General features: G+C 65.3%; 12 protein-coding genes and 1 tRNA gene. 9 read left to right on the forward strand and 4 right to left on the reverse strand.

All coding sequences use genetic code 11. From position 1 onward, the window contains the following. Positions 1-145 precede the first annotated feature (145 nt). The 3 genes from HAP54_RS50295 (at position 146) to HAP54_RS50305 (ending at position 2,419) form a co-directional block, all read left to right on the forward strand. The gene (locus HAP54_RS50295) at positions 146-751 is read left to right on the forward strand and encodes a DUF1134 domain-containing protein (RefSeq protein WP_166298431.1); all 606 of its coding nucleotides are present in this window, start codon (positions 146-148) and stop codon (positions 749-751) included. A gap of 140 nt (positions 752-891) precedes the next feature. Further along, a complete protein-coding gene (locus HAP54_RS50300; RefSeq protein WP_166298432.1) occupies positions 892-2,187 on the forward strand; it encodes a hypothetical protein in 1,296 nt (431 codons plus the stop codon). A gap of 157 nt (positions 2,188-2,344) precedes the next feature. Next, positions 2,345-2,419 (forward strand) — tRNA-Val (locus HAP54_RS50305). Positions 2,420-2,486: 67 nt separating this feature from the next. On the opposite strand, the gene HAP54_RS50310 is transcribed toward HAP54_RS50305, so the two are convergent. Next, a complete protein-coding gene (locus HAP54_RS50310) occupies positions 2,487-2,783 on the reverse strand; it encodes a hypothetical protein (protein WP_166298433.1) in 297 nt (98 codons plus the stop codon). 57 nt (positions 2,784-2,840) lie between these two features. Here HAP54_RS50310 and HAP54_RS50315 point away from each other — a divergent pair, with 57 nt between their 5' ends. Then, a complete protein-coding gene (locus HAP54_RS50315) occupies positions 2,841-3,458 on the forward strand; it encodes a DUF4118 domain-containing protein (protein ID WP_248114330.1) in 618 nt (205 codons plus the stop codon). A 267-nt stretch (positions 3,459-3,725) separates the two neighbouring features. Then, positions 3,726-3,956, forward strand: coding sequence for a hypothetical protein (locus tag HAP54_RS50320; RefSeq protein WP_166298434.1), 231 nt, complete (start codon positions 3,726-3,728; stop codon positions 3,954-3,956). Between the two features lie 371 nt (positions 3,957-4,327). Here the strand turns inward: HAP54_RS50320 and HAP54_RS50325 are convergent, their stop codons facing one another. Further along, positions 4,328-4,807, reverse strand: a complete 480-nt coding sequence (locus HAP54_RS50325) for a hypothetical protein (protein ID WP_414646177.1) — start codon at positions 4,805-4,807, stop codon at positions 4,328-4,330. Positions 4,808-4,927: 120 nt separating this feature from the next. Beyond that, positions 4,928-6,475 (reverse strand): acetolactate synthase large subunit, encoded by a 1,548-nt coding sequence (locus HAP54_RS50330; protein ID WP_166298435.1) that lies wholly within the window; start codon positions 6,473-6,475, stop codon positions 4,928-4,930. A 225-nt stretch (positions 6,476-6,700) separates the two neighbouring features. Between HAP54_RS50330 and HAP54_RS50335 the strand changes: the two genes are divergently transcribed. The 4 genes from HAP54_RS50335 (at position 6,701) to HAP54_RS50350 (ending at position 11,338) form a co-directional block, all read left to right on the forward strand. Then, positions 6,701-7,270: a L,D-transpeptidase gene (locus HAP54_RS50335; RefSeq protein ID WP_175619345.1), complete on the forward strand. Its 570-nt coding sequence runs from the start codon at positions 6,701-6,703 to the stop codon at positions 7,268-7,270. A 107-nt stretch (positions 7,271-7,377) separates the two neighbouring features. Beyond that, the gene (locus HAP54_RS50340; protein ID WP_166298437.1) at positions 7,378-8,178 is read left to right on the forward strand and encodes a DUF2927 domain-containing protein; all 801 of its coding nucleotides are present in this window, start codon (positions 7,378-7,380) and stop codon (positions 8,176-8,178) included. Between the two features lie 1,060 nt (positions 8,179-9,238). Then, the gene (locus HAP54_RS50345; protein ID WP_166298438.1) at positions 9,239-10,255 is read left to right on the forward strand and encodes a MerR family transcriptional regulator; all 1,017 of its coding nucleotides are present in this window, start codon (positions 9,239-9,241) and stop codon (positions 10,253-10,255) included. Positions 10,256-10,342: 87 nt separating this feature from the next. Next, entirely contained in the window at positions 10,343-11,338 is a 996-nt protein-coding gene (locus HAP54_RS50350) for a LysR family transcriptional regulator (RefSeq protein WP_166298439.1), read from the forward strand. Between the two features lie 36 nt (positions 11,339-11,374). Here HAP54_RS50350 and HAP54_RS50355 read toward each other — a convergent pair whose 3' ends face one another. Next, on the reverse strand, positions 11,375-11,767 hold the full coding sequence (locus HAP54_RS50355; protein WP_166298440.1) for a hypothetical protein: 393 nt from the start codon (positions 11,765-11,767) through the stop codon (positions 11,375-11,377). Positions 11,768-12,249: the final 482 nt, after the last annotated feature.

The raw sequence follows: 12,249 nt of genomic DNA on the forward strand, positions 1-12,249 counted from the left end.
ACGATCCATATCTTTCCTGCCGTTGTACCGTCATAGTTGATACCGATAACATCCGAGTCGAGGGGACACTGGACGCAACCTAGAGCCGTGCCTGTTGGCATCAGGTTAAAGGGCAACGCCCGGGATTCGATAGCAGGGGTTCTTTATGAGTTTCGCATCACGCCTTGCCGCGGTCGCGTTCGCCGCGCTGATGTGCTGGAGCGCTGGGGCATCGGCACAGCAGGCGCCGCCACCGCAATATCCGGCGCCGCAGCGTGAGCCGACCCCGTATACTTACGGGCCCGACGAGCTGGTCGGCGCCGGACACAAGTTCTTCGGCAACGTCTCGCGCGGGCTCGCCTCGGTCATCGAGCGCGCGGTCAGCCAATGGGGTCTGCCAAACGGCTATGTGCTCGGCGAGGAAGGCTCCGGCGCGTTCGTAGCCGGGCTGCGCTATGGCGAAGGCACGCTCTACACCAAGAATGCCGGTGACCTCCGGGTCTACTGGCAGGGTCCTTCGGTTGGCTTCGACTGGGGCGGCGACGGCGCCCGGACCATGACGCTGGTCTACAACCTGCCTTCGACGCAGGCGATCTACCAGCGCTTCGTCGGCATCGACGGCTCGGCCTATATCGTCGGCGGCTTCGGCATGACGGCGCTGACCGCCAACAACATCGTGCTGGTCCCGATTCGCTCGGGCATCGGCCTGCGGCTCGGCGCCAGCGTCGGCTATCTCAAATACACCCCGCGCGCGACCTGGAACCCATTCTAGGTCGCCGCCCTGATCGGGTGATGACGCCGGCGCTCCGGCACGGTTAGCGATTCAGGTTAACGCGGCAAACGGGCTGGCCTTCGGCTGGCCTGCCGTGGCATTGTGCTTAACAATTTCCTTCTTTCTTGGAGTGACCCTTCATGATCGAGCCGATCATGTACGCGGCGATCGGTTTCCTGATCTCGATGCTGTGCGGCCTGATGATCGTGCCCCTGGTGCATAACCGGGCGGTGCGGCTGACCACGCGCCGCATGGAGGCGGCCACGCCGCTGTCGATGGCCGAGATCCAGGCCGACAAGGACCAGCTCCGCGCCGAGTTCGCGATGTCGGCCCGCCGGCTCGAGATGAGCGTCGATCAGCTCAAGAGCAAGACCACAAGCCAGCTCGCCGAGATCGGCAAGAAGACCGACGCGATCAATCGCATGAAGATCGAGCTGGGCGAGAAGAACGCCGCGATCTTCGCGCTGGAGGCGCGCGAGAAGGCGATGAAGGAGCAGCTTCGCGCCACCGAGGAAGAGTTTACCGCCAAGACCGAGCTGCTGCGCACTGCCGAGCAGGCGCTGACCGACAAGCAGAGCGAGCTCGGCAAGATCAACGCCGCGCTCAACGACCGCTCCATGACCGCCGACAGCCGCCAGATCGAACTGGTCGCGGTGCGGACCCAGGTCGAGGAGTTGAAGAACCGGGTCGGCGATGCCGCCAGGGAGTTCGCGGCGACCGAGGCCCGCCTCGCCCAGGAGCGCAGCCAGTCGGAAACCGCGACGCGCGATCTCACCGATGCGCGCGGCCGGGTCGAGAATCTGAGCCAGCGCGTCACCGATCTCGACCGCCAGCTGATCGTCCAGGTCAAGGAAGCCGAGATGCTCGGCAACCGCGTCACCGACCTCGAGGCGCGGCTCGCGACCCAGGGCAAGCTGCTTGCCGAGCGTGAATTCGAGAACGGCCAGCTCAAGCAGGCCAACGCCGCCGCCGAGCGGACGGTGCAGGAGCTGCGCGAGGAGATCGCGGCAGCAGGCGGCGGCAAATCGTCCGCGCTCGAGAAGCTGCGCCAGGAGAAGGCAGCAGTCGAGGAGCAGCTGCGCATCGCCCGCGACGAACGCGGCAAGCTGCAGCGCGACATCAACGCCATCCAGCAGCAAGCCGAAAGCTCCTGGGCGAACGAGCGGATGGAGAACGCACTGCTGCGCGAGCGCATCAACGACATCGCCGCCGAAGTGGCCAAGCTCGCGATCCAGCTCGAAGGACCCAACTCGGCGATCGAGGCCATGCTGGCGGCCGAGCCGACCGTGCCGGCCAAGGCGACCGCCAAGCCCGCCAACGGTGCCGCCAATGGCGTCTCGCCGGGCAGCGCGATGCCCGAAGGCGGCGGGACGCTGGCCGAACGCATCCGGGCGCTGCAGTCGCACGCCTCCCGCGCCCGCCAGCAGGGCGCCTGATCCCCGCAGGGTTTGATGTCCTGCAAGCCTTGATTCCTTGAGGTCTCCTGAAGGTCTTGGCTTGACACCCCTACCCGGCACTTCGTAAATCGCACGCTCTGACGAAGCGCCTCTATCGACCGGCCGCCGACCAGCGGCCTTTGGCACGTCACATCCCGGACGCATAGCTCAGCGGGAGAGCGTTCCCTTCACACGGGAGAGGTCCAAGGTTCGATCCCTTGTGCGTCCACCATTCCCCTTCCTGCCAGCAGATCAATTAACGTCGCGGCGGTCTGAGCGCGGTTCGCCCCGCATCCCCCTCATTGCCGCCGGCGGTGCGGGGCCGATGACGGCTTGGCGGAGCGCCGGCTGAGTTCGCCGAGCAGGTCGCGGACGGCGCCGTCGAGTTCGTCGGGCGGGGTGGCGTGATCGGCCTGTTGCGTGCCGGTCGGCCGATACCGGCCGCGGGCGGAAATGTCGTCATTGGCGGCCCGCGCCTTCGGCGCGTGAATGCGCTGCGGCGACCGGCGCCGGCGGCGCGAGATCAGCTCGCGGACGCCATATCCCGATACGAACCCGATCCCGGCGACGAGAACGACAATCAGAAGCTCCAGCATCGTGCTGTCCCCAATCACCTTGCCGCAATGCAATAAGCGCGACAATGCGGCAGGGGCTTGACCGGGCCGGTTCCTTTTCACGGTATCGAGCAGAACTCCGCCCCCACGGAGTCCTACGGTGTTTTATTCGCGAGCCTCCTCGGCTACCTTCCCGGAACTCGCGGAGGCCGGGACGTCTCGATGCGCAAGGGCAATGACTACATTCTGAAGCTGCGGCCGTGGTCGTTGTCGACGTTCGTGGTCGCCCTGCTGGCCGTGGTGCTGGCCACCGCGACCCAGGAGATGTTCGCGAGCTTCGGCATGCAGTTCTATTTCGCGGGTTTTGTGCCGGCGATCCTGATCGCGGGCCTGATGGGCGGCGCACCGGCCGGCGCCTTTGCCACCATCATCACCGTTCCGATCGTCTGGTGGGCGTTCATGCCGCCCTATTTCGACTTCGGCTGGCCCACCCCTGAAGACTATGACAGCCTCGCGATGTTCCTGCTGTCGAGCGCGCTGCTGGTCTGCTTCTCGCAGCTCTACCGGGAAGCGCTGGTGATCTTGCGGAAGTACTCGCCGACGCATGCCGATGCTGCTTGCCGGTGCCGGCAAGCCGCTGGTCTGCAAGGACCGTTCGCAGTCAAATCCCGAACATCCAGACCGCAACGATGGTCGCCAGGGTCGCCACGCCGCTGACCGTCCAGCCCACCGCGTAGAAGGTGTCCTCGGGGGCGGTATCGAGCATGGTGCCGGTGGTTTCCGTCATCGATCGCCAGCGCATGGCGCGTCTCCTCGGAACTCCTGCCCAGCGGCATAACGCAGCTCGAGGTTCCCGGTTCCGTGGCCTGCACGAGGGTTGTGCCGTTCACGCGCTGCTCACGGACTGCTGATCCGCGTCGCGGAACCTGCGACATTCTGTCCCGTTGAGGGGCGCCGGAGAAACCAACTTGGGAGAACCATCCGATGCGAACACTGATCCTCGCCGCCACGGCGCTTGCCTTCGTCTCGTCCGCCGCACTCGCGCAGGACAAGGCGGGCACGAGCCCGGCCCCCGCCGCAAGCGGCGACACCGCGGCCAAGGGCGAGGCGTCCAAGATGGCGCCGAAGAAGGCGAAGAAAGCCGCAAAGAAGTCGAGCGCCAAGACTAGCGAAAAGGCTGGGGAAAAGACCGGCGACGACGCGGCCAAACAATAGACAGAAGCAATCGCCCACAGAAACAATCGCGCTTTGCGATGTCTTGGCGATCTCGGCGATCACGGAAAAGGCCGCCCGAGGGGGCGGCCTTTTCTGTCTCGGTTCGCGGGCTGTCCCGACCCGTCACGTCGCAATCGGCTGCGCCGCCGGTTTGGGGAGCGAGAGCGGAGCCCGTGAATTCAAGTGCGGGAGGGGGAGCGAAACAGTTGCGGAGCCGGTAATCCGCACCGCCATCGGATCGTTCTGAAATTGACCACCAGCCCCAGTAATTGCTCCACCTCCCGCGCCTTCTGTTCTGCCGCGCATGCACCGGCCACGCATGATCCAAACGGGCTATCACGGCAATGCGGAGAGAAGATTCATCCATCAACTTAGTGCTGAGCGCCATTGTCATGCTTGCCCGCAAGCCCGCCCGCGTCCAGCCGCTCGGCAAACCAGCGCGATGCGGTGCTGTCGATAACGCCGCCGGCATAGACCTCGGACAGGCTCACCCCGCCCTGTCCCACGATCAGCAGCACGCCGATCGCATAGGCGAACCAGACATTCGGATCGGTCAGCGCCTGCAGCTTGCGCTGATCGTGCTCGAGGAGCTGGTGATTGCCGTCCTTTCGCAGCTCGATCGCCAGCAGATTGTTCGGGATATCGCGCTGATGCACGACGATATCGGGGTAGATCGACTTGCCGAGATGGTCATCGGTCGAGATCGTCGAACCGCGCGGCAGCCGCAGCGTGCGCTCGCCGAGCCGGTCGTAGTTGCCATCGACCTGCCAGCCGGAAAACTGCCGCTCGACATAGACGGCCAGCAGGTGAGTAACCGAGATCGGGCTCCAGCAGGAACGTCTCCTGCGCATAAAACTCCTCGATGGCGGCGATCACCTTGGTCAGCTCGGTCTGCATTGGCGCCTCCGACTGGACTAAAGCGCGATGAGTTTCATCGCGGGCCGCCGCCGCGGCCTTCCAAAGCGGTGTGTCTACATCTGCACTTCGATCAGCCGCGGTCCCGGCTCGGCAACGGCTTCCGCCAGCGCCTTGTTGAACTCGTCGGCCGTCGTCACCGCCCTGCCCGGCACGCCCATGCCCCTGGCGAGCGCGACGAAGTCGAGCGTCGGGCGATCGATCTTGAGCATGTCTTGCGCCCGCTTGCCCGGCTCGCCGGCGCCGACGCCGTCGAACTCACCGCGCAGGATCTGGTAGATGCGGTTGGCGAACACGATGGTCACGACGTTGAGGCCTTCGCGCGCCTGCGTCCACAGCGACTGGATCGTGTACATCGCCGAGCCGTCGCCGACCATGCAGATCACCTTGCGGTCCGGACAGGCGACGGCGGCGCCGGTTGCGACCGGGGTCGAGAAGCCGATCGAGCCGCCCATGTTCTGCAGCCAGTCATGCGGCGCTGAAGCCGCCGTCGGCGGGAAGAAGCCGCGGCCGGTGGTGACGGATTCATCGACCATGATGGCATTCTCGGGGATCGCACACGCAATCGCCTGCGCGATCGTGGCGTGATTGAGCGCGCCGGTCGGCTTGGCCAGCTCCTGCAATTGCTGCGGCCTGACGTCCTGCGCCGTGGCATGCAGCGCGCCCGCAAGCGCCTCGAGGGCTGCGACAGAATTCTCGCCCCAGGCGGTCATGCGATGCACCTCGCAGCCTTCCGCCTTCAGCATGCTTGGCTTGTTCGGATAGGCGAAGAACGCGACGGGATCGTTGGCCTCGACCAGCACGATGTGACGGAAATTCTTCAGGATCGGCAGCGCCTGCTCGATCACATAGGGGATACGGTTGATCGAGAACCGGCCGCGGCCGCGCGCCATGCGCGGATGATAGGTCTGGCCCATCACGGTGCAGCCGGTCTTGCCGGCGATGCGCTCGGCGAACACCAGCCCCTGCTCGGTCAGCGCGCTGCCGGTGACCAGCAGCAGCGTGTGCGCGGCGTCGTTGTGCAATATCTTCGCGGCCCGCTCGACCGCCTGCGGCGAGTAGCTCGGACGCTGGGTGTCGACAGCCACTTCGGCGATGCCGTCGGCCTCGTTCCAGGCGGTGTCGGCCGGCAGGATCAGGGTTGCGATCTGCGGCGGCGCGCTCCTGGCCGCAGCGATCGCGGCCGCGCCATCGGCTGCGACCGACTTGGCATCCGGCGACGTGCGCACCCAGGATGACATCGGCCGCGCCAGGCCCTCGATGTCAGAGGTCAGCGGCGCGTTGTAGCCGATGTGGTAGGTGGCGTGCTGGCCGACGATGTTGACGATGCCGGAATGGGCCTTCTTGGCGTTGTGCAGATTGGCAAGGCCGTTGGCGAGGCCGGGCCCGAGATGCAGCAGCGTCGAGGCCGGCGTTCCCTTCATGCGGAAATAACCGTCGGCCGCACCGGTCACCACGCCTTCAAACAGACCGAGCACGCAGCGCATGCCCGGGACCTTGTCCAGCGCCGCGACGAAATGCATCTCCGAGGTGCCGGGATTGGTGAAGCAGACGTCCACGCCGCCCGCGACCAATGTCCGCACCAGACTTTCCGCACCGTTCATGATCCCGCTCCCGCCAGAGATGTTTCTTGAGGTTGATCCAGATCAACCATTCTTCATCCGCTTCGTCAAAGGCTTGGCCGGACAATGCAGGTATCGCTTCCGATCTGTTGCCTTTTTAAACCGTGTCGTCGGAAAATGGCTGGTGTCACGGCTTCGTCGCTTGCGAAACGCCGGCGATTGTGGCCTTTCTGGCTGCATATTTGATTGTTCGCGAGGACGATGACGATGCGCCCGATTGCCTTGATGTTTGCCGCGCTCACGATCCTGGCAGGTGCCGGCCAGGCCCACGCCCAGTTGTTCGATTCCCGCGGCTACCAGTCCGAGCCCCCGAGCTTCTTCGGCAACGGCGCGAGCCCGATCCCGCGCACCACCGTGAACTACCCGACCAACTATGCCCCCGGCACCATCGTGGTGAACACCGCCGAGCGCCGGCTCTATCTGGTGCAGGGCAACGGCCAGGCGCTGCGCTACGGCATCGGCGTCGGCCGCGACGGCTTCCGCTGGGGCGGCGTCCACCGCATCTCCGCGAAGAAGGAATGGCCGTCCTGGACGCCGCCCAGGGATATGCTGCGCCGCCGCCCCGATCTGCCGCGTCACATGAACGGCGGCATCGAGAATCCGCTCGGCGCGCGCGCGATGTATCTCGGCTCGACGCTGTACCGCATCCACGGCTCGAACGAGCCGGAGACGATCGGCCAGGCGGTCTCGTCGGGCTGCTTCCGCATGACAAATGACGACGTCAAGGACCTCTATGATCGGGTCTCGGTCGGCACCACCGTCGTGGTGAAGAACTGATCGCGTCGATTTCACCGGAACCCGGCGCCACCGTCCGGCAGGATCGCTGATCTCGCCGCCTTGATCCCGTCTTGCGCTGCCGCAAGCATTGCGGCAGCGTCATCAGAATGCCCCAGCACCGCCCTTCGATCCTGCTCGTTCTCGCTGCAGCGCTCGCCGCTTGCCTCACTGACGCCACCGTGCCCGCGGCCGGCGCCGAGGTGCCGGCCGTTGTCGTGCGTCAGCGCAACGAGAAGAAGCTCTTCACCGACGCCGAGATCGTCGAGGGTTTTCTGAAGACCGCATTCGGTGCCGAATATCATCTCGCCGGACGGGTCGATCGCATCCGCAAATACGACAGCCCGGTGCGCGTATTCGCCGACGGCAGCCGCGCCGACCGCAAGGCCCAGCTCGCCAAGGTCGTCGGCGACATCCGAGCCAAGGTGCAGCATCTCGACATCGCGATGACCGAGAGCAGCGACGCCGCCAATGTCGTGGTCAAGCTGGTGCGCGACCGCGAGCTCTACCGCACCATCGCAACCTTCTACGGCCAGGACCGCGCCAAGGAAATCCGCTCCTCGCTCGATCCGCAATGCCTGTCCGGCTTCCGCAAGAACGAGAACTACGAGATCGAGCATTCCGACGTGATCCTGACCGTCGACAACGGCGATTTCGTCTTCCTCGACTGCGCCTATGAGGAGCTGCTGCAGTCGCTCGGCCCGATCAACGATACCGCGACCGTGCCGTGGACCATGTTCAACGACAGCGTCTCGATGGGCTATTTCGACGTCTACGACCAATATCTGCTCAATTTGCTCTACGACCCCCGCATCAAGGCCGGCATGACCGTGCAGGAGGTCAAGGCCGTGCTGCCCGACGTGATCACCGACGTCCGCGCCTGGGTGGCGAAGGTGAACCATCTGGAGTGAGGGGTGGCGATGGGCGCGCGATGGCCGCAACACATGAAACTGTCGTCCCGGCGAAGGCCGGGACCCATAGCCACAGGATTGGCTTGGTGAGGAAACCTGTGGCCCCAACGTCGCGCAACAATCACCTTCGGTGGTTATGGGTCCCGGCCTGCGCCGGGACGACACTGAGTTTGTTGCGCCACTTGTGAGTCATACGTCCGCATTCTCGCGGTTTGCTTCGCCCGAGCTTTGCATCTCATTTCGCCGCTCTCTCGCAGAGGGCGCAGGGAAAGCCGGGTGCCGATCGCACCCATGGGCCCCGAGCAAAAGGTAGAAAGCTCGGGGGTAGGACCACAGGTGAAACCGAACAATCCGGCTTTCCCTGCGCGATGGGTTACGGCTTATTTCGTGCTCTCCCCGGCGAGACTGGGCTTGTTTGTCACCGCCTTCGCAAGACGCAATTGCGTCTCACAAGGGGACACCGGCCGCTAGGGCGTCAGAACCACACGACTTCACCGTCCGCATCACACGCGTTCGTCGCTCGCATGATCAGCGTCCACCGCATCTCACACCGCGTTCGTGACGATCGCGAGCGCGCCCCTCGATCGGGTGAGACGGGCGAACCATACACTGAGTTACCATTCCGATAAACGGAAATATTTTTGTTGTGGGGGCTTGCGCCGTCGGGCAACTCAGTGATTGGCGTTATGGAGGCACAGGCAAGAGGGTTCCCTCCCTCCTTGCGGGAGAGGGTTAGGGAGAGGGGTGCCACACGGCAAGCTCTCTCCGCTCGATCGAGCACGCACGATACGCAGTCGAATTGCACGTGTGAGTTTCACGTCGATCATCTCGCCCGGGGCCACCCCTCTCCCCACCCTTTCCCATCGCAAGTCGGGCCTGCCCGACTTGCGCAAATCAATGATGCGCAACCGGGGTAAACCCCGGTTGCGTGGGGAGAGGGAGCCTGAGCTATGTGCTCTCCTCGCTGGTCACCCGCATGAGGATCACCACCCTCCCCGCTTGACCTTGCCCCTGCGGCCGCCTCCATAAGAGACGCGGTCAGACGATGCGAGGTGATTCGATGAATGCTGCCGCCCGTTTTCTCAGTCCGTCCGAAGCTGCGAGGCAGCTCGGCATCTCGGCCAAGGCGCTGCGCCTGTACGAGGAGCGCGGCCTGATCGCGCCTTCCCGCACGCCGGCGGGATGGCGCGCCTATGGTCCGGCCGAGATGGCGCGCGGCGCCGAGATCGTCGCGCTGCGTGCGCTCGGCCTTGGCATCGGTGAACTGGCGCGGGTCCTGAGCGGCGATGCCGCCGTGCTCGACCGCGTGCTGGCTGCGCACGAAGCCACGCTCGAAGCGCGCGTCCGGCAATGCGGCGACAGCATCGCCAGGGTGCGGGCGCTGCGCGCCGACCTCGGCCGCGGCAAGATGCCCGCGGCGCACGACGTGATCGGCGCGGTCAGGGCGCGACCGGCGATCGCCGTCGCGTTCGATCTGCCGTGGCCCTGGGGCGGCGAACGCTTCGAGCTGCGCGACGTCAAGCCGCTGAACTACATCGTCGGCCCGCTCGGCAGCGGCAAGACGCGCCTCGCGGAAGCGCTGCCCAACGCCACCTTCGTCGGCCTGGACCGCGCAGCCGATGGCGGCGCGGCGGTTCGCGCGCGTCTCGATGCCGATCCCGCCCGCAAGGCCAGGGTCGATGCAAGCCTTGCCGCTCATCTCGCTGACGGCGCCGTGCAGACCCCGGCATTGACCACGCTGCTCGCAGAGCTCGAGGCCGACTGCGACGCGATCCCCGTGATCGACATGCTCGAGCACGGGCTCGATGCGGCGAGCCAGGAAGCGGTGATCGCGCAGCTGCGTCGTCGCGGACCGGAGGCGCAGCCGCTGTTCTTCCTCACGCGCTCCAGCGCGATCCTGGATCTCGACGCGGTCGGCGACGACGAAGCGATCATCCTGTGCCCCGCCAATCACAGCGTGCCGGTCTGCGTCACGCCGGTGCCCGGCGCAATGGGCTATGAAGCGGTCGCGACCTGCCTCGCCTCGCCGGAGGTACGCGCGCGGACCGAAGGCATGATCGCGTGGCGGCCGGCTTGATTTCTCGTCTTGGTTGTATTCTGATAATATAATAGTGCACGATGCCGGTCGATGCGCGCCGAAAAAAGTGTGCTATAAGCCCACTCAATGACCGACCTCCCCCGTACCCAGGCCTTGCGTTGCTTCCTCACGGTTGCCCGTGAGGGCACCGTGTCGCGCGCGGCATCGATGCTGAAATTGACCCAGCCCGCGGTCAGCCTGCAACTGAAGGCGCTGGAGGAAAGCACCGGGCTCCAGCTGTTCAACCGCACACCGGGTGGTTTTACGCTGACCGAGGCCGGCGCCGCGCTGCTGCCGCTGGCGCACCGGGCGGTGGCGGCGGCATCCGACTTCAAGGCGACGGCGGACTCGCTGAACGAGGCGCAGCGCGGCACCTTGCGCGTCGGCACCATCCTCGACCCCGAATTCACCCGGCTCGGACCGTTCGTGCGCAGCCTTGCGATGTCCTCGCAACGCACCGAAGTATTCCTGCGCCATGGCGTCAGCGACGACGTGCTGGCGCAGGTCGGCCGGGGCGAGCTCGACGTCGGCTACTATGTCGACGCCACACCGCCGGAGCAGCTCGCCCATCACAGCTTCACTGAACGGACCATCGCCGACGGCCGCTACCAGCTGGCCCCGCTGCTCAGCTACGACTACCGGGTGATCGCGCCGATCGCCTGGCGGGAGCGGGTGATGGGCAAGGGCTGGGCCGAGCTTGCCGAGCTGCCCTGGCTCGCGACACCGCCACATTCCGGCCACCGCCGGCTGCTTGACGACATCTTCCGCCCGCTCGGCCCGTTGCCGAAGCGCATCGGTTACACCGATCAGGAAGAGGCGATGATCGACTTCGTCGAATCCGGCCTCTGCCTCAGCCTCGCGCGCGACAGCGTGCTGGCGCCGCGGATGGCACGCCCGCATCAGTTCGTGGTCGTCGACAAGGTGAAGCTCACCTGCGATCTCTCTTTTGCCTGCCTCGCCGCGCGCCGCCTGGAGCCGGTGATCGCGCACGCCTTCGCCAGCGTGCGCGCGGTCTGGAATATCAAGCCGGCGATCGCCGGCGCCGGACCGACGCGGACGCGAAAGGTCGCGAAGAACGTGTGACGCGGCGCGCGCGGGCCACGATCGAGGCCGGACGACCTAGAGACAAACCGGATAAAGCTGCCCTGCTACGTCTGCGACCTTTCCATCTGTCGTCTGCTCGATCGTAATGGCGTATCGTTCGTTACACGGGCCTGCATGGCGATTCCATAGAAGCGCGACCGAGTTCGGTCTATCTGACTTTTCAACCCGAAAGCCACCTCCGGTGATCTGGGCAATCGCGCCGTTCGCGTCCGAGCCGACCGGAAATGCGCTCTTCACGAATTGAGAGAAGGCGCGCTTCGTCTCGTCGTAAGAGCTATGGCCCTTTGCAAGATCCTTCTCCATGAAGGCTGGATAGGCGTCCACCCGCGTCAGTTGGTAAGCGAAGAGAACTGTCCCGGCACCGATCACAACGACCGAACCGCCGAACAATATGCCGAGGATGATCAAAGCGCGTCTCAACGAGGCTTATCCTTTGCAGTTGCAGCCCGCCAGCCAGGGGGCCGGAAGGCGCCGCAAGTCTGCGGCGCCGCGATTTCGGCATAGGCCAGGCCCGACATCGGACTTTCGGACACGACTAACGTGTCCTCGTGCTCTCTACTTCAAAGCCAGGCTGGTGCAATACGCGGAGACTTCACCGCTTCTCCAACCGTTATTCAGTCCGGTTTCCGTGCACTGAGTATAGCTCTTGAAGGGGATGCCGCCGGGCCCGATGTTTCGGCACCCGGTGTAGGCAGACGCGCCGGCAGACCAGGAGCATCCGATCCAGGGGCGGTCACCTGACTTCATGCTCGTCATGCAACCGCCGATGCAAAACACTGAGGTCGAAGCCGTACGCGAAGACGAGGTGCTGCGGGCCGCCGCGCGCTGCGTCGGCCTGTGTTGCGTGCTGATGTGCCTCGGCGCCTCGACCGAAATGTTGGGAAGCGGGT

Source organism: Bradyrhizobium sp. 2S1 (assembly GCF_011516625.5).
Classification (GTDB): Bacteria; Pseudomonadota; Alphaproteobacteria; order Rhizobiales; family Xanthobacteraceae; genus Bradyrhizobium; species Bradyrhizobium septentrionale.